The following is a 16,402-nucleotide window of genomic DNA, read 5'->3' as shown; positions in this document are numbered from 1 at the left end:
GAACCCGGCGAGGCGATATGTCAAGCAACGACTTGGAAAATAAAAATGACGTCCGGCAAAGCGTCGCTGAGCGCTTAATGACGCTGCTGAAAACCCGCGGGGAAATGCAGGCCAGCGATGCGGGTCATCTGCTGGGCACAACCGGCGAAGCGGCGCGGCAGCAATTTGTAAAGCTGGCAAAAGACGGTCTGGTTGAAGCGAAAGCCGTGTCACAGGGTGTCGGGCGGCCGGCACAATACTGGCAACTCACCGCCAAAGGGCATGCGCACTTCCCCGACGCGCACGCTGATCTGACCGTACAACTTCTTCAGCTTATCCGCACGTCGCTGGGCGAATCCGCGCTGGATCAGCTGATTACATCGCGTGAAAGCCAGACGCTGGATAATTACCGGCAAGCGATGAAAGGCGCGAATTCGCTGGAAGAAAGGCTGCAACGGCTGACGGCAATCCGCACCCGCGAAGGGTATATGGCGGACTGGACATTGCAGACAGACGGCAGCTATCTGTTTGTCGAAAACCACTGCCCGATTTGCGCCGCCGCAACGACCTGTCAGGGTTTTTGCCGCGCCGAGCGGGATGTCTTCCGTGATGTGCTGGAGACGAACGTTGAACGCACCGAGCATATTTTACAGGGCGCGCGCCGCTGTGCGTATGTGATCCGTTAGCCGGATTTCAGGCGAAAAAAAACCGCCGGTTAAGGCGGTTTGATTGCAGAGCAGTGATGACAATTACTTATTGCCGCTGCCTGCATTTCCGGTACGGCGCTGGCCTGCATGCGCAGGACGCGAACGTGCCGGACGGTTTTCAGCTGAACCACGGTTATCTGAACCACGGTTTTCAGAGGTACCGCTGCGCTGACCGTTACCGCCCTGACGCGGAGCACCCGAACGTGGAGCACCAGAGCGCGGTGCGCCCGGACGCTGGCCCTGACGAGGCGCGCCACGACCGCCGCCGCCATTACCCTGACGACCATTGATGATCGGCTCAGCTTTGATGCTCGGGTCTGGCTCGTAACCTTCCAGCGCGATACGCGGAATTTCACGCTTCAGCAGACGCTCGATGTCACGCAGCAGTTTGTGTTCATCGACGCACACCAGAGAAATCGCTTCACCGGTAGCTTCAGCACGACCGGTACGGCCGATACGGTGAACGTAATCTTCCGGTACGTTTGGCAGTTCATAGTTCACAACGTGTGGCAGCTGATCGATATCCAGACCACGCGCGGCGATGTCGGTGGCGACCAGAACACGGATTGAACCGGCTTTGAAATCGGCCAGCGCACGGGTACGCGCGCCCTGACTTTTGTTGCCGTGAATTGCTGCGGCAGTGATGCCGTCTTTATTCAGCTGTTCAGCAAGATGGTTCGCGCCGTGTTTGGTACGGTTGAACACCAGCACCTGTTTCCAGTCGCCTTCACCGATCATCTGAGACAGTAATTCTCTTTTACGTTTCTTATCAACAAAGTGGACGCTTTGTTCAATTTGCGCAGAAGCGGTGTTGCGACGGGCCACTTCAACAGAAGCAGGGTTGGTCAGCAACTTGCTCGCCAGACCTTTGATCTCATCAGAGAACGTCGCGGAGAACAGCAGGTTCTGACGCTTCGCAGGCAGTTTCGCCAGCACGCGACGGATGTCATGAATGAAGCCCATGTCCAGCATGCGGTCAGCTTCATCAAGCACCAGAATTTCAACCTGAGATAAATCCACAGCACGCTGATGTTCCAGATCCAGCAAACGACCCGGCGTTGCGATCAGCACATCCACACCACCGCGCAGTTTCATCATCTGCGGGTTGATGCTTACACCACCAAATACCACCAGCGAACGCAGTGTCAGGTATTTGCTGTAAGCCTGGACGTTTTCACCAATCTGCGCCGCCAGCTCACGGGTTGGGGTCAGGATCAGCGCACGAACCGGGCGACGTCCTTTGAATTGCGCGTTGGTATGGCTGAGCATGTTGAGCAGCGGCAGTGTAAAACCAGCGGTTTTACCGGTACCGGTCTGCGCACTCGCCATCAGGTCACGACCTTCAAGCACGACAGGAATAGCCTGACGCTGAATAGGCGTAGGTTCGCGATAGCCCTGTTCTTCAACAGCACGCAAAATTTCGGCACTTAAGCCGAGGGAATCAAATGACATATAAGGAAAAGCTCCAGTCCACTCTAACCCGAACGGGGTTCGGTGCAGTTTCAAGAGTGGATGATCAGACGAGGCAAATGAGGCATTACCACGAGGATTCGGCACAAACTGCAGTGCGCCAGTTGGGTGGATACTAGCACAAAACGCCGCCATGCGTGAAGTTATCTCCTTTTTGCCTGTAACTGACGGTTACAACGGCAGGATCGGGTCACAGTTTCAGGCCGCATAATCTGCCGCGATAATCCGAAACTTTGATACAGGATAATCAATTATAAAGCTGATGAATGGGTTCCCACTTTTTGCGTCCCACTTCACAGATTTGATTGCTATGCTTCGTTTCTCACACTCCTCTGTCCATAAGGCCATACCGCTGCAACATGGAAACCTGGAAAGTAAATTTAATCTCCGTCTGGCTCGGCTGTTTTTTTACCGGCATGGCGATGAGTCAGATCCTGCCTTTTTTACCGCTTTACATCGAACAACTGGGCGTGACCGATCACGCATCACTCAGTTTGTGGTCGGGTCTGGTTTTTAGCGGGACGTTTCTGGTTTCCGCTGTGGTTGCGCCGCTGTGGGGCAGCCTTGCTGACCGCAAAGGCCGCAAGCTGATGTTGTTACGCGCCGCGCTGGGCATGGCGATTGTCATGATGCTGCAGGGCTTTGCCACCAACGTCTGGCAGCTCTTCATTTTGCGTACGCTGATGGGGCTGACGTCCGGGTATATTCCCAATGCGATGGCGCTGGTCGCCTCACAGGTGCCGCGTGATAAAAGCGGCTGGGCACTGGGCACGTTATCCACCGGTCAGGTATCGGGCGTGATTATCGGCCCGCTGCTGGGTGGATTTATGGCCGACCATCTCGGCCTGCGCACGGTATTTTTCGTCACAAGCGGCATGTTGTTTATCAGCTTCCTGATCACGTTATTCCTGATCAAAGAACGCGTTGTTCCGGTCTCCAAAGCTAACCGTCTGAGCGGGAAAGCGGTCTTCACCACGTTGCCTTATCCGTGGCTTATCGTCAGCCTGTTCGTCACCACCATGATGATTCAGCTGGCGAACGGTTCTATCAGCCCGATCCTGACGCTGTTTATCCGCGAGCTTTCTTCCGATACCAGTAATATCGCGTTTATCAGTGGCGTGATTGCCGCCGTACCGGGCGTTTCCGCGCTGATGGCCGCCCCGAAACTCGGCAAACTCGGTGACCGCATCGGCGCGCACCGGATACTTATCGCCGCGCTGGTATTTTGCTTTGTCCTTTTCTGCCTGATGGCGCTGATTAATACCCCGACGCAGCTGGGTATTCTGCGTTTCATGCTCGGTTTCGGCGATGGTGCATTGATGCCTGCGGTTCAGGCATTGCTGGTGAAATACAGCAGCGACCAGGTCACAGGGCGGATATTCGGATACAACCAGTCGTTTATGTACCTCGGGAACGTGGTCGGGCCGCTGATTGGTTCAAGTGCCTCAGCCCTGCTCGGTTTCCGGTGGGTGTTTATCGTCACCGCGATCCTGGTGTTGTTCAATACGGTGCAGGTGTGGTGGAGTTTCCGGCAGGTGCCGACGGGAAGAGTGAGGGTTTGATTTGCTCCTCCCCTTCGCAGGAGAGGGAGTAAAAGACCTCACCATCCGGCATAAAAAAAGGGACACTTCTCAGTGCCCCTCTCTCACATTTGAAATCAAAAACCGTTACCGGCGGTTGCCGAAAATCCGCAACAGCATCAGGAACAGGTTGATGAAATCCAGATACAACGTCAGCGCGCCAACGATGGAGTATTTGCGGAAGTTATCGCGATCATCAGCAGACAACTGCGCACCCATGTTTTTCAGCTTCTGCGTGTCATACGCGGTCAGGCCGACGAAGATCAGCACACCGGCGTAAGAAATGATGTTCGCGAGGCCAGAGCTTTTCAGCCACATGTTGACCAGCGATGCCAGAACCAGGCCAATCAGCGCCATGAACAACATGCTGCCGATACCGGTCAGGTCACGTTTGGTCACGTAGCCGTAAACACTCATCGCACCAAACATCCCGGCGGCGACAATGAAGGTGCCGAAAATCGAGTCACCGGTGTAGACCAGGAAAATACTGGAAAGCGTCAGCCCGGTCAGCGCCGAATAGAGCATGAAGAGGCCGGTAGCGACGGTGCCGCTCAGGCGGTTCACCATGCCGGAAATCACAAAGACCAGCGCCAGCTGGGCGATGATCAAACCGAAGAACGTAATCTGGCTGGAGAAAACGAAGCTCATGATTTTTTCAGAGCCGGAAGCATACCAGGCGACAAATGCGGTCAGCAGCAAGCCACAGAACATCCAGCCATACACTTGCGCCATGTACGCCTGAATGCCGGTATTCGCGCGTTCAACAATTGAACCGTTACTGCGTGGATATCGATCCATGATGATTACCCTTTTGCATGGAGGACGAAAAATGAGGCCAAAAAAGCCTCCCGATCTTCTAAGCGTATCACAGATAATGCGAAAAGCATGGGAGGTCTGCGTGCGGTTGAGCCGCTATTTACCAGCGCGCCGCCGCGACTTTATCGCTATCACGGGCATCGACCCAGCGGTCACCCTCTTCCGTCGCCTCGCGCTTCCAGAAAGGTGCACGCGTTTTCAGCTGATCCATAATAAATTCATTGGCTTCGAACGCCATTCCACGATGCGCACTGGTGACGCCGACAAAGACAATTTCATCGCCCGGATACATCGGCCCGACGCGGTGATAAACAGAAACACTTTGCAAAGGCCAGCGCGCACGCGCCTGCTCAACAATCTCCGCCAGCGCTTTTTCGGTCATGCCCGGATAGTGCTCCAGCGTCAGTGCCGTCACATGGCTGCCCAGATTGTGATTGCGCACTTTGCCGGTGAACGTCACTACCGCGCCGTCGGCGTCTGACTGCGCCAGCCAGTTGTACTCTTCGCCAACGTTAAACGGGGCGGCATCCACAATAATTTTTGTCCTGTCCATCTCAGCCCCCGGTCACTGGCGGGAAGAACGCCACTTCGTCGCCCGCTACCAGCGGATGCGCCATCGTGGTCAGCGTCTGGTTAACAGCCACCAGCAGTTTGCCGGACTCCAGCGCCAGTGCCCAGCGGTCACCGCGCCCGGTCAGGGAATTGCGCAAATCTTCCACGGTGGAAAAATCAGCCGGCAATTGCAGGCCGGACGTCCCGGTTAACTCACGGACCTGGGCGAAGAATAAAATGTCGATCATATTTCTACCTTACCTTCAGCCTTGCTTTCCGCCTTAAAGTCGCCTGATTTACCGCCGCTTTTTTCCAGCAGGCGGATCGGGCCGATCACCATATCTTTCTGTACCGCTTTGCACATGTCGTAAATGGTCAGCGCCGCTACAGAAGCTGCCGTCAGCGCTTCCATTTCCACACCGGTTTTGCCGCTCAGACGACAGCGGGATTCGATGCGCACACGGTGATGTTCCGGCTGAGCTTCCAGATTCACTTCCACTTTGGTCAGCAGTAACGGATGACACAGCGGGATTAAATCCCAGGTCTTTTTGGCTGCCTGAATCCCGGCGATACGCGCCGTGGCAAAGACATCACCTTTGTGGTGATTGCCATTAATAATCATCGCCAGCGTGTCAGCGGCCATTTCTACAAACGCTTCTGCACGCGCTTCGCGAACCGTTTCGGCTTTACCGGAAACGTCCACCATGTGGGCATCACCGGAAGCATTAATGTGGGTTAATTCAGACATTCTTATTTCTTCAAATGTGGGGTGAAATTGCACGGTCCCTGACGGGCGTCGAGCTGTGCTTCAATGATATTTTCCCAGGCGGTCTGGCAGGCGCGGGTTGATCCCGGCATGGCAAAAATCACCGTCTGATTGGCAATACCGCCGATGGCGCGTGACTGAATGGTCGAGGTGCCGATATCTTCGAAAGACACCATACGGAACAGCTCGCCGAAACCTTCAATTTCACGGTCAAATAACGGCTTCAGTGCTTCCGGCGTATTGTTGCCCGCGTTAAATCCGGTACCGCCGTTGATCAGAATGGCCTGGATCTTTTCATCTGCAATCCACGCAGAAACCACGGCGCGAATGCTGTAAATGCTCTCTTTAACAATTTGCTGCGCCACAACGTGGTGGCCGCCTTCGGTCACGGCTTCTTTCAGGTAATGGCCGGAGGTATCTTCCGCGTCGGTGCGGCGGTCAGAAACCGTCATGATCGCCACAGATAACGGCAAAAATTCTTTGCTGGCTTTGCTCATCAGTTTGCTCCTTAAACGATTAATGCCGGACTCAGCCGCCGATAAACGACAGGTTCTGGGTTATTCCGGTATTGCCTTCATGCAGGAAGTGCGTTTGTTTTTTACGGCTGAGGCCGCCCTGGATCCTGTCCATCAAATCGTCCTGCTGCATGTCGTCGGCTAATAAATCGCGCAGCGGAATGCCCTGCTCGCCGAAAAGACACAAATGCAGATTGCCGATGGCTGAGACGCGCAGCCGGTTACAGCTGGCGCAGAAGTCTTTTTCATACGGCATGATCAGACCGATTTCACCGAGATAATCCGGATGGCTGAACACCTGCGCCGGGCCGTCACTGCGGGAACGAATCTGTAACTGCCAGCCCTGACGCACCAGCTGTTCGCGCAGGACTTCGCCGGATACATGGTGTTTGCGGAACAGGTCGCCGCCGTCGCCGGTTTCCATCAGTTCGATGAAACGCAGCTGAATCGGACGGGTTTTAATCCAGTCGAGGAAGGTGTTCAGACTGGCGTGATTCACATCGCGCATCAGCACGGTATTGACTTTGACCTTGCTGAAACCAGCGTCAAACGCGGCGTCAATGCCGGCCATCACATCGCGGAATTTATCCTGGCCGGTGATGGCGTGAAACTGGCGGGCATCAAGGCTGTCGACGCTGACGTTAATGTTTGTCAGCCCCGCATCACGCCATTTGCTGATATCACGCGCCATGCGGTAACCGTTGGTGGTCACGGCCAGCGTTTTAATTGAGGGGTTTTCGCGAACGGCGGCAATGATGTCGCAGAAGTCACGGCGCAGCGACGGTTCTCCACCGGTCAGGCGCACTTTTTCCGTTCCCAGATTGGCGAACGCGCGACTGACCCGACGGATTTCATCGAGCGAAAGAAAGCTTTTATTGCTGTGCCCGTGCGGCTTGTAACCGTCCGGCAGACAATAGGTGCAACGAAAATTGCACACGTCAGTGATCGACAGCCGCAAGTAATAAAACTTGCGGGCAAAAGCATCAGTAAGTTGAAGCACCTAAACACCTTTCCAAATACGGGAGATGCGGGCATTTCTGCCATGCACCCTGGTGACTGATTGTCACGGCCAGGGCTCCATATTGTTTCTGTGGGAACAACGTCAGAAAGGCAACTTAGGAACCAGGGCTAGGAGTTGATTCAACACGTTCAGTGCAGAACGATGAAGAATTCGGGTAACGGACTACAGTTTAACGCTCTGAAGACCGGATCGCCAAGGTGGTTTTTCGTTATGCATTTTGATATATAACGATTTTTCACGACAAAAGAGAGCATTTTCAACGATAAAACCGCTTGATTTTGAAAGCGCTGAGAGTACTGCGAAGGGATAACATCCTGTTGCAAAATTAGGTAAAATCTCCCGGCGACACAAGTCTCTGCAGCATCATTATTGTGCCCTGAGCACGCACTATTCTCACCTCTGGCCGCTTCACAAGGATCTTTATGCGCAATCGAACATTAGCTGACCTCGACCGGGTGGTGGCATTAGGCGGAGGGCACGGCCTGGGCCGCGTAATGTCTTCTCTTTCTTCGCTGGGCCCGCGTCTCACCGGCATTGTGACCACGACCGACAACGGCGGTTCAACCGGCCGTATCCGTCGTTCGGTGGGCGGCATCGCCTGGGGCGATATGCGCAACTGCCTCAACCAGCTGATCACCGAACCGAGCTTAGCCTCTGCGATGTTCGAATACCGCTTCAGCGGCCAGGGCGAACTGGACGGACACAATCTCGGCAACCTGATGCTGCGCGCACTGGATCACCTGACCGTCCGTCCGCTGGAAGCGATCAATCTGGTGCGCAGCCTGCTGAAAGTGGACGCTGAGCTGATTCCGATGTCCGAACAACCGGTAGATTTAGCCGCGATCGACGCGACCGGTCAGCGGGTTCACGGCGAAGTGAACGTCGATAAACTGACGCAAATCCCGCGGGAATTACTGCTGGAGCCACAGGTTCCGGCTACACGCGAAGCGTTACACGCCATCGCCGAAGCGAACCTCATCCTGATTGGCCCCGGCAGTTTCTTTACCAGCCTGATGCCGCTGTTACTGATGGAAGATCTCACCACCGCCCTGCGCCGCAGCCGTGCGCACATCGTATATATCGGGAATCTGGGGAAAGAGCTGAGCGTTGCTGCGGCGTCGCTGACCCTGGATGACAAACTGGATATGATCGAAAAGCGCATTGGCCGTCGCGCTGATGCCGCGATTGTCGGGCCGAAAGTGACGCTGGGCGAAAGTGCCAAAGCGCATCTGATTATTCAAAGCCCGCTGGAAGCCAGTGATATTCCGTATCGCCATGACCGCGATATGTTGCGGATGGCGGTAGAAGAAGCGCTGCAAAAGATGCTCTGATTTATCATTAGCAGAAATACGAAAGGCCGCGTAAAGCGGCCTTTTTGACGTTTGGGAAACCGAATTTACTGCCAGTCAGCGAGAATTTCTGCGGTGGTTTTTACTGTGACCGGATTGCCGGGCACGGATAATTCACGCCACACTTCGTTATGCTGACCAATCAGTTGCTGCGCGGTAACATGCGTACGGTCGCCGGTTGTATGCGCATCCGACGCAACGGTCACGGCATAACCTTTGCTGGCGGCGACTTTGATGGTCGTATCCACACAATAATCTGTCGCACAACCACAGACCGTAAAACGGGTCGTGTTCAGTTCCTGTAGTACCGCGTCCAGCGTGGTGCGATAGAAAGAATCACAGGCGGTTTTGGTGACAGAAATCGCTCCTTCGGGCTGATGTAGGTCAGGCAACACCTGCCAGAATTCGCTGCCTTCGGTCATTTCACCTTCAGCGTGCTGAATGAAGATGACGCGCCCTGCCCGGTCAATCAGCTGATTAATACGCTCAGCCCGTCCGCTGCGGTCATAACGCGGGGAAGCGAAAACGCCGTTTTGCATATCCACCACAATAAGAACATGTTGCTCTGACACGACTCTTTCCCTCAAATAAACACAATGAAATGCAAATGATTTACTTTTTCACCAGCGGATGATTATTCCACGGGCTGTCGGCGGCAGGTTTCACGGTACTGACTTTAGGCTTTTGCGGCTTTTCAGCGGAGAGCGGCGTGCGACGTTTGCTGCGCGTCATATCAGGGCGCAAATGGCCTTCGATAAAATCCAGATACAGCGTTTCTACTTCCTTACGCGCCCAGGGCGTGCAGCGCAGAAATTTCAGACTGGACTTGATGCTCGGATCGCTTTTGAAGCAGTTAATATTGACCTGCGAGGCCAGTGCGGGCCAGCCAAAATTATCCACCAGCGTTGTCAGCAGTTTTTCCAGCGTGACACCGTGCAACGGATCTTTCGCCGCACCGGGATTTTGTGGTGTATCAGTCATTGGCTCGCTTTTCCTTATCAATTTTCAGGCCGCGCACTTTATCATTTTTCCCTTACGAAAGAGCAATAAACTGTTCACGCAGGGCGTGGAGTTCGTCACGTGTATTGGCCGCTTCTTCGAATTCCAGATTCTGGGCGTGCGCATACATTTTGCTTTCCAGCTCTTTAATGCGCTGTTCCAGCGCTTTAGGCGTAAGCGATTTGTAGGTTTGCGCCGCTTCGGCATCGCGCTTGTCTTTGTTCTTTTTGGTCTTCGGCTGGCCCAGTTGCAGGATGTCGGAAATCTTCTTGTTCAGGCCCATCGGCGTAATGCCGTTTTCCAGGTTGTAAGCTTCCTGTTTCGCACGACGACGCTCCGTTTCACCGATAGCTTTGGCCATTGAATTCGTGATTCTGTCGCCGTAAAGAATGGCTTTACCGTTGAGGTTACGCGCCGCACGACCAATGGTCTGGATAAGCGAACGTTCAGAACGCAGGAAACCCTCCTTGTCGGCATCAAGGATTGCCACCAGAGAAACTTCCGGCATATCCAGCCCTTCCCTCAGCAAGTTGATGCCCACCAGCACATCGAATTCACCGAGACGCAAATCGCGAATGATCTCCACGCGCTCGACAGTATCGATATCAGAGTGCAGGTAACGCACCTTCTCGCCGTGTTCTTCCAGATACTCGGTCAAATCCTCGGCCATGCGTTTGGTCAGCGTGGTGACCAGCACACGCTCATTGATGGCAACGCGTTTGCGGATTTCAGACAGCAGATCGTCAACCTGCGTGGTCACCGGGCGCACTTCAATAATCGGATCCAGCAAGCCGGTCGGACGCACCACCTGATCCACGACATCGCCGCCGGATTTATCCAGCTCGTAAGCGCCTGGCGTGGCGGAAACATAAATCGTCTGCGGCGCCAGTGCTTCAAATTCTTCAAAACGCATCGGGCGGTTATCCAGCGCCGATGGCAGGCGGAAACCGTATTCCACCAGCGTTTCTTTACGCGAGCGGTCGCCTTTATACATCCCGCCGATTTGCGGAATGGTGACGTGGGATTCATCGACTATCAGCAAACCGTCGGCAGGCAGGTAGTCAAACAGTGTCGGCGGCGGCTCGCCCGGCCCGCGCCCTGAAAGGTAGCGCGAATAGTTTTCGATACCCGAGCAATAACCCAGCTCATTCATCATTTCGAGATCAAACTGCGTACGCTGGCTGAGACGCTGTTCTTCGAGCAGTTTGTTGTTATCCAGCAACACCTTGCGGCGATCGGCCAGATCGACTTTGATCTCTTCCATCGCCTGCAAAATACGTTCACGCGGGGTGACGTAGTGCGTTTTCGGGTAAATGGTGAAACGCGGAACTTCGTGCTGCACCTGACCGGTCAGCGGATCGAAAAGGGAAAGCCGCTCGACTTCCTGATCGAAAAGCTCGATGCGCAGCGCCAGATCGTCCGATTCCGCCGGGAAGACGTCGATCACTTCGCCACGGACGCGGAAAGTACTGCGCTGGAAAACCTGATCATTGCGGGCATATTGCAGCTCGGCCAGACGGCGCACGATCGCGCGCTGATCGATAATCATCCCCTTGGTCAGATGGAGCATCATTTTCAGATACAGATCCGGGTCGCCCAGACCGTAGATCGCCGAAACGGATGCCACCACGATGACGTCGCGGCGCTCAAGCAGCGCTTTGGTCGCGGAAAGTCGCATCTGCTCGATGTGTTCGTTCACCGAGGAATCTTTTTCGATAAACGTGTCTGAACTCGGGACATACGCTTCTGGCTGATAATAATCGTAGTAAGAAACAAAATATTCGACGGCGTTCTCCGGGAAGAACTCTTTCATTTCGCCATATAGCTGGGCCGCGAGGGTTTTATTGGGCGCGAGAACCATCGTCGGCCGGTTCAGGTCAGCAATCACGTTCGCGACGGTGAAGGTTTTACCGGAACCGGTAACGCCGAGTAACGTCTGGTGCGCCAGACCGTTCTCCAGCCCTTCTTCCAGACGGCGTATTGCCTCAGGCTGATCGCCTGATGGCTTAAATTCGGAATGCAGTTTGAACTCTTTACTCATGACGGGCTACCTGGCTGAAATGAAAACGCATAAGGCCGTACGAAAGGCGCTCACGGAAAAACAGTATGAAAGACTCCGCGAATTTTGCCAGCCTTGATTTTACCGCCCTATAGTACTGTATATAAAACCAGCCTCCAATCGATAAAAATCACCGGTGATTTAACAGGTTGCTTCATCTGCACTTTTTTAGGTTATTACGAAAAAGAATTCTCACCATCAGGTGACAATTATCCCCAAAATTTTTCATCCGTTAACTTTCTGACCACAGGTTGACGAATTCTGACACAACTATGACGAACGAATTACGGGCATATTGCTTTTAACTAACTCACTGATTATAAACAACATCATCAAAAAGCTGCGAATACGGGCAAAGTGAGCACAACCCGCGCCCCGACTCGTCTGTAGCATCTTTTCTTACTCTCATGCACATGGTTATCCACAGGAATAGTGGATAACTCTCAGCACGCCCCGTGCTGCGGGAGTTGGCAAAAAGTGCACTTCAGACGCCGGAGGGGGGATCAGCATCTTTTTTAGTTATTTTTTCCCTTTTTTCAGACTTTATTTATGCCTATTTTGCCTAGATTTCTGGTCGGATGTTTCTTGCAAAATCCAAAAGTGCATCTCATCAGGATTTTTTTGCTTCTTACTCCCCTTACGTTTGCACCAAAATCAGAGAGAGCGGCACTGGCAAAGTGCAGTTGCCCTTTTCCCGCGTCTGACCGGTTCTGTTAAAACCTGAGCAACACTAATGAATAATCCTAAATCGCCGTGCGCCCCGCTGTTAACACCCCTGTAACTTCTCTTTTCCCCGGCACTTTTACAAACTTGGCCTGAGAGTTGCAGTGTCACTGTAGGAAGCGTTTCCTGTAGCCGGAACCGCTTTTTTCACCTGAAAGTGAAATCTGATGATTACCCTGTTTTTTGCTAAGCAAAGTCATTTTTAGTGCAAGGAAAAAGCGGTTAACCCCATTTATCACTGGTTAATGGCTGTTTATCTGTAATTGATGCTGAGAGGTTGGCCGGTAATCAACGGGATTTAATTCTGTGTTACGGCGTTAACAGCGGAACATAAATGTCAGAAATGTGACAGTGGCGGTCAAAGCGAAGTTCAGCGGAATGCTCCGTGCGGGAGGGAGGTCTGATGTTAAGTGTAAAATCAGTTAATCAGTATTATGGGCAAAAACATATTCTGTGGGATATCAATCTCGAACTGTACCGCGGTCAATGTACGTGTCTGATCGGCCGAAATGGCGTGGGGAAAACCACGCTGGTGAACTGCATTATGGGCCATCTTCCGGTGAAAAGCGGGGCGATCTCCTGGCAGTCGCGCGACGAAGAGCCTCAGAGTTTGTTAAATCTGCCAGTGGAAAGCCGTGCGCAAATCGGTATCGGTTATGTGCCACAGGGCCGGCAGATTTTTTCGCAGATGAGTGTCGATGAAAACCTGCAAATTGCCATGATGGCCAGCCGGAATAAGACGCGTCGCGTGCCTGAAGAGGTCTACGACCTGTTTCCGACGCTTAAGGAAATGGGAATGCGTAAAGCGGGAGAGCTCGATGAGAGCCAGCAGCAGCAACTGGCGATCAGCCGCGCGCTGGTTCAGGAGCCTGAACTTCTGATCCTCGACGAACCGACCGAACACACCAGCGCATCAATGGCGGCGAATATGGGTAACATCATTCACCGCCTGAACCGTGACCTTGGTCTGACGCTGCTTCTGGTCGGGCATAAATTGCCGTTCATCCGCAGCGTTGCTGACCGGTTTTGTCTGGTGGACGGCGGGCGCAACGTAGCGCAAGGCACGCTGGCACAGCTTGACGAGACGTTAATCAAAAATTATCTGACGGTCTGACGTCGCGCTTCATTCACCACAAGAAAGCAGACGTTCGAGATCCAGATATTGCCCCAGATTTACGTCCAGACCGGCGATCAGGAACGGGATCTCGCCCAGCAGTGGCGCAGGCAACATACGCGTGAGCGTCTCCATGTATGCCGGATGATGCTTCCCCGTTTCCTGCACATCATTGGCAATCCAGCCCGCAAGATGCAACCCACTTTGCGCGATGGCCTGCGCCGTCAGCACGGCGTGATTGATGCAGCCCAGCCGCATTCCCACCACCAACACCACCGGCAGTTGCTCGGCAATCACCCAGTCCGCAAACGTGTAATCTGCGGTCAGCGGCGTGTACCAGCCACCTGCCCCTTCCACCACCACCCAGTCAGCCAGCGGTTCGAGATGGCGCAATCCGGCGGATAACACCTGCGGATCAATCGGGCGCTTTTCCAGCTCGCTGACGATATGCGGCGACGTCGGCTCGATAAACGTACACGGATTCACTTCGTCATAACGCAGTCCGACGGTGCTGTAAGCCTGAAGCGCCAGCGCGTCGCTGTTGCGCGGCCCTTCTGCCGTCATTTCACTGCCTGATGCCACCGGTTTGTATCCGGCGGTTTGGTGTCCGGCGCGCGCTGCCGCCTGCAAAAATGCGGTTGTGGCAACGGTTTTTCCGACTTCGGTATCGGTGCCGGTAATAAAGTATTTTTGTTTCATGATTTATTTTAATAAAAGCCTGGTGTTGGTTCTGGCTCCCTTCCCGCAATGACATCGGATTTTGCTCCTCCCCCTTCGAAGGAGAGGGAGCAGACCGCGCCTGTTTCAAACCCGGGAGGAGCTTTGTTAACGTGGGATAAGTTCTTCCACCTGCAAAATGCCGTAGACCAGCCGGTAGTTGAGCGGCAAAATGCCGTCGCGGCGGACGTAATGTTTTTCCAGCAATTGCAGACGCTCGCGCCCGCCCAGTCCGCCGAGGCGGCCATTTTTGATGTGCGTCGCGCCAATGCCTTTGAGCGAACGCATCAGCGACATCACGTCCGGGAATTCGGCGACGTGATCGCTGAAGGTCACTTCATGGCGATACGGCGCGCAGGCTTCGGCGATTTTGTCGGGCGTCAGGAACTGATTCACGTGACGGCGGCCATCGACTTTCATCCACGCCGCGGCCAGCTCATTGAGCGAACCTTCGGCCAGCGTGGAGAAAATCACCAATCCGCCGTTGCGGGTGACGCGATGCATTTCTTCCAGCGCACGCGGCAGCGCGTTACACCACTGCACTGCCAGATTGCTGAAACAGATATCAACCGAGTTATCAGCAAACGGTAAACGCTCGATATCCCCCGGCACGTATTCATCGGCGGAATCCAGCTCGCGGGCACGGCTCAGCATGCCTTCAGAGAGATCCAGCGCAATCACGTTTTTCCCCTGAGCGCGCCAGTAACGGCTGAAATAGCCCGTCCCGCAACCGGCGTCGACAACCGTTTTTCCAGCATTTTTCAGATAAGGTTCTGCCAGCGAAAGCAACGTTTCACCCACATCACGCTGCAATTGTGCGGCGTTTTCATAACTGACGGCGGCGCGACTGAACGCGTCGGCCACCGCTTGTTTATTCACTAATTCAGTGACTGCACCCATGAAGGGACTCCAGCAAAAAATCGATATCTTCCGGCCTGTGTGCCGCCGTCAGCGTAAGACGCAGCCGCGCGCTGCCCGGAGGCACCGTCGGCGGACGGATAGCACTGACCCACAACCCGCGTTCGCGCAATGTCGCCGCCAGATCTAAAGCAGGCTGATTTTCGCCTACGATCACCGGCTGGATTGCCGTTTGTGAAGCGGTCAGCCGGTAAGGCAATCCGGAAGCCCCGGCGCGGAAACGGGCAATATTGGCCGCCAGTTTATCACGCAGGCCGTCGTCCTGCCGGACTCGTGCCAGCGCGGCCTGTAACGCGCAAACCTGCGCCGCAGGCATCGCCGTGCTGTAAATAAGATGACGCGCGAACTGCACCAGATAATCCGCGGTGGCATCATCACACAACACCGCCGCGCCACTGCACCCGAAAGCTTTACCGAATGTGACCACCAGAAGCTCAGGCCGCACACCCTGCTGCCAGCAACTGCCGCGCCCTTCTTCACCCAGGACACCCACGCCGTGCGCGTCATCCACCATCAGCCAGCTATCGTGCGATTGCGCCAGACGATGCAGTTCAGCCAGAGGTGCACCGTCGCCGTCCATGCTGAATACCCCTTCGGTCACCACCAGCGTTTCACCGTCCACCGGTTTTTTCAGCAAGCGTTGCAGGGAATCCGGCTGATTGTGATGAAAGCGCCGCAGCTGCGAAGGCGCATGGGCGGCGGCTTCCAGCAAAGAAGCGTGACTGAGTTTATCCGCCAGCACGCGATCGTCGCCCTGCATCAGCGCGGCAAGAATGGCCTGATTTGCCGCAAAGCCGGAGATAAACAGCAGCGCGCGCGGATAGCCCTGCCACTGCGCCAGCTGCTGTTCGAATTCGGCGTGCACCACGCTGTAGCCGGTGACGTGCCCGGAACCGCCGCTGCCCACGCCGTATTTTTCAGCGCCCTTCTGCCACGCGGCAATGACGTCCGCGTCCTGACTCAGGCCGAGATAATCGTTACCGGAAAAATTCAGATACCGTTTGTCACCCTGTGTCAGAAACCGCGCGCTGCCACCGTTGTTAGGCTGACGCACACGAAAAGCCGCCGCTTCTTTGCGGGCGGCAACGGCATCGTTAATCCGCGTTTGCCAGCTCAT

General features: G+C 54.6%; 17 protein-coding genes and 1 riboswitch. Of the genes, 4 read left to right on the top strand and 13 right to left on the bottom strand.

What is annotated here, in order from left to right; all coding sequences use genetic code 11:
* Positions 1–17: 17 nt before the first annotated feature.
* Positions 18–665, top strand: a complete 648-nt coding sequence (locus J8X26_RS19095) for a metalloregulator ArsR/SmtB family transcription factor (RefSeq protein WP_208951622.1) — start codon at positions 18–20, stop codon at positions 663–665.
* A 63-nt stretch (positions 666–728) separates the two neighbouring features.
* Here the strand turns inward: J8X26_RS19095 and rhlE are convergent, their stop codons facing one another.
* Positions 729–2,138, bottom strand: coding sequence for an ATP-dependent RNA helicase RhlE (gene rhlE / locus J8X26_RS19090; protein ID WP_152325493.1), 1,410 nt, complete (start codon positions 2,136–2,138; stop codon positions 729–731).
* 377 nt (positions 2,139–2,515) lie between these two features.
* Between rhlE and J8X26_RS19085 the strand changes: the two genes are divergently transcribed.
* Positions 2,516–3,718: a multidrug efflux MFS transporter gene (locus J8X26_RS19085; protein ID WP_152325492.1), complete on the top strand. Its 1,203-nt coding sequence runs from the start codon at positions 2,516–2,518 to the stop codon at positions 3,716–3,718.
* A gap of 105 nt (positions 3,719–3,823) precedes the next feature.
* On the opposite strand, the gene J8X26_RS19080 is transcribed toward J8X26_RS19085, so the two are convergent.
* The 6 genes from J8X26_RS19080 to moaA all read right to left on the bottom strand — a co-directional run bounded on the left by J8X26_RS19080 (position 3,824) and on the right by moaA (position 7,385).
* Positions 3,824–4,534 carry a Bax inhibitor-1/YccA family protein gene (locus J8X26_RS19080; protein ID WP_013576373.1) on the bottom strand — a complete coding sequence of 237 codons (711 nt, stop codon included), beginning with the start codon at positions 4,532–4,534 and terminating at the stop codon, positions 3,824–3,826.
* Between the two features lie 118 nt (positions 4,535–4,652).
* Positions 4,653–5,105 carry a molybdopterin synthase catalytic subunit MoaE gene (gene moaE, locus J8X26_RS19075; RefSeq protein ID WP_152325490.1) on the bottom strand — a complete coding sequence of 151 codons (453 nt, stop codon included), beginning with the start codon at positions 5,103–5,105 and terminating at the stop codon, positions 4,653–4,655.
* A 1-nt stretch (position 5,106) separates the two neighbouring features.
* Positions 5,107–5,352, bottom strand: coding sequence for a molybdopterin synthase sulfur carrier subunit (gene moaD / locus J8X26_RS19070; RefSeq protein ID WP_208951621.1), 246 nt, complete (start codon positions 5,350–5,352; stop codon positions 5,107–5,109).
* Positions 5,349–5,852 (bottom strand): cyclic pyranopterin monophosphate synthase MoaC, encoded by a 504-nt coding sequence (moaC, locus tag J8X26_RS19065; RefSeq protein WP_165059516.1) that lies wholly within the window; start codon positions 5,850–5,852, stop codon positions 5,349–5,351. The genes moaD and moaC overlap by 4 nt, the downstream gene beginning before the upstream one ends.
* Before the next feature lie 2 nt (positions 5,853–5,854).
* The gene (moaB, locus tag J8X26_RS19060; RefSeq protein WP_101077326.1) at positions 5,855–6,367 is read right to left on the bottom strand and encodes a molybdenum cofactor biosynthesis protein B; all 513 of its coding nucleotides are present in this window, start codon (positions 6,365–6,367) and stop codon (positions 5,855–5,857) included.
* 31 nt (positions 6,368–6,398) lie between these two features.
* Positions 6,399–7,385: a GTP 3',8-cyclase MoaA gene (moaA, locus tag J8X26_RS19055; RefSeq protein WP_165059514.1), complete on the bottom strand. Its 987-nt coding sequence runs from the start codon at positions 7,383–7,385 to the stop codon at positions 6,399–6,401.
* A riboswitch (molybdenum cofactor riboswitch) is annotated at positions 7,375–7,532 on the bottom strand. It overlaps the preceding gene by 11 nt.
* A gap of 296 nt (positions 7,533–7,828) precedes the next feature.
* Here moaA and yvcK point away from each other — a divergent pair.
* Positions 7,829–8,737, top strand: a complete 909-nt coding sequence (gene yvcK / locus J8X26_RS19050; protein ID WP_152325486.1) for a uridine diphosphate-N-acetylglucosamine-binding protein YvcK — start codon at positions 7,829–7,831, stop codon at positions 8,735–8,737.
* Positions 8,738–8,802: 65 nt separating this feature from the next.
* Here yvcK and J8X26_RS19045 read toward each other — a convergent pair whose 3' ends face one another.
* Genes J8X26_RS19045 through uvrB form a run of 3 tightly spaced genes read right to left on the bottom strand, consistent with a single transcriptional unit; the run spans position 8,803 to position 11,795 of the window.
* Positions 8,803–9,327, bottom strand: a complete 525-nt coding sequence (locus tag J8X26_RS19045; protein WP_208951620.1) for an isochorismatase family protein — start codon at positions 9,325–9,327, stop codon at positions 8,803–8,805.
* A 40-nt stretch (positions 9,328–9,367) separates the two neighbouring features.
* Complete coding sequence (locus J8X26_RS19040) at positions 9,368–9,736, bottom strand: VF530 family DNA-binding protein (protein ID WP_208951619.1); 369 nt, start codon at positions 9,734–9,736, stop codon at positions 9,368–9,370.
* Between the two features lie 52 nt (positions 9,737–9,788).
* On the bottom strand, positions 9,789–11,795 hold the full coding sequence (gene uvrB / locus J8X26_RS19035) for an excinuclease ABC subunit UvrB (protein ID WP_152325483.1): 2,007 nt from the start codon (positions 11,793–11,795) through the stop codon (positions 9,789–9,791).
* 1,144 nt (positions 11,796–12,939) lie between these two features.
* Here uvrB and J8X26_RS19030 point away from each other — a divergent pair.
* Positions 12,940–13,650, top strand: a complete 711-nt coding sequence (locus J8X26_RS19030; protein WP_152325482.1) for an ABC transporter ATP-binding protein — start codon at positions 12,940–12,942, stop codon at positions 13,648–13,650.
* Positions 13,651–13,659: 9 nt separating this feature from the next.
* On the opposite strand, the gene bioD is transcribed toward J8X26_RS19030, so the two are convergent.
* The 3 genes from bioD to bioF all read right to left on the bottom strand — a co-directional run bounded on the left by bioD (position 13,660) and on the right by bioF (position 16,402).
* Positions 13,660–14,349 carry a dethiobiotin synthase gene (gene bioD, locus J8X26_RS19025; protein WP_208951618.1) on the bottom strand — a complete coding sequence of 230 codons (690 nt, stop codon included), beginning with the start codon at positions 14,347–14,349 and terminating at the stop codon, positions 13,660–13,662.
* Positions 14,350–14,475: 126 nt separating this feature from the next.
* Positions 14,476–15,267: a malonyl-ACP O-methyltransferase BioC gene (gene bioC, locus J8X26_RS19020; protein ID WP_152325480.1), complete on the bottom strand. Its 792-nt coding sequence runs from the start codon at positions 15,265–15,267 to the stop codon at positions 14,476–14,478.
* Positions 15,251–16,402 (bottom strand): 8-amino-7-oxononanoate synthase, encoded by a 1,152-nt coding sequence (gene bioF / locus J8X26_RS19015; RefSeq protein WP_152325479.1) that lies wholly within the window; start codon positions 16,400–16,402, stop codon positions 15,251–15,253. Before bioF ends, bioC begins: the two co-directional genes overlap by 17 nt.

Origin of the sequence: Rahnella sp. ChDrAdgB13, assembly GCF_017655185.1 — a bacterium.
In the GTDB taxonomy this organism is placed as follows: domain Bacteria; phylum Pseudomonadota; class Gammaproteobacteria; order Enterobacterales; family Enterobacteriaceae; genus Rahnella; species Rahnella contaminans.
This window is presented reverse-complemented; position numbering and strand designations above follow the sequence as displayed.

Bases quoted from the DNA above. Each gene is read 5' to 3' on its own strand.
- uvrB (WP_152325483.1), bottom strand. From the start codon at position 11,795: ATGAGTAAAGAGTTCAAACTGCATTCCGAATTTAAGCCATCAGGCGAT.
- moaB (WP_101077326.1), bottom strand. From the start codon at position 6,367: ATGAGCAAAGCCAGCAAAGAATTTTTGCCGTTATCTGTGGCGATCATG.
- J8X26_RS19030 (WP_152325482.1), top strand. From the start codon at position 12,940: ATGTTAAGTGTAAAATCAGTTAATCAGTATTATGGGCAAAAACATATT.
- J8X26_RS19095 (WP_208951622.1), top strand. From the start codon at position 18: ATGTCAAGCAACGACTTGGAAAATAAAAATGACGTCCGGCAAAGCGTC.
- J8X26_RS19085 (WP_152325492.1), top strand. From the start codon at position 2,516: ATGGAAACCTGGAAAGTAAATTTAATCTCCGTCTGGCTCGGCTGTTTT.
- moaC (WP_165059516.1), bottom strand. From the start codon at position 5,852: ATGTCTGAATTAACCCACATTAATGCTTCCGGTGATGCCCACATGGTG.
- bioF (WP_152325479.1), bottom strand. From the start codon at position 16,402: ATGAGCTGGCAAACGCGGATTAACGATGCCGTTGCCGCCCGCAAAGAA.
- J8X26_RS19080 (WP_013576373.1), bottom strand. From the start codon at position 4,534: ATGGATCGATATCCACGCAGTAACGGTTCAATTGTTGAACGCGCGAAT.
- J8X26_RS19040 (WP_208951619.1), bottom strand. From the start codon at position 9,736: ATGACTGATACACCACAAAATCCCGGTGCGGCGAAAGATCCGTTGCAC.
- bioD (WP_208951618.1), bottom strand. From the start codon at position 14,349: ATGAAACAAAAATACTTTATTACCGGCACCGATACCGAAGTCGGAAAA.
- bioC (WP_152325480.1), bottom strand. From the start codon at position 15,267: ATGGGTGCAGTCACTGAATTAGTGAATAAACAAGCGGTGGCCGACGCG.
- yvcK (WP_152325486.1), top strand. From the start codon at position 7,829: ATGCGCAATCGAACATTAGCTGACCTCGACCGGGTGGTGGCATTAGGC.
- moaD (WP_208951621.1), bottom strand. From the start codon at position 5,352: ATGATCGACATTTTATTCTTCGCCCAGGTCCGTGAGTTAACCGGGACG.
- rhlE (WP_152325493.1), bottom strand. From the start codon at position 2,138: ATGTCATTTGATTCCCTCGGCTTAAGTGCCGAAATTTTGCGTGCTGTT.
- moaE (WP_152325490.1), bottom strand. From the start codon at position 5,105: ATGGACAGGACAAAAATTATTGTGGATGCCGCCCCGTTTAACGTTGGC.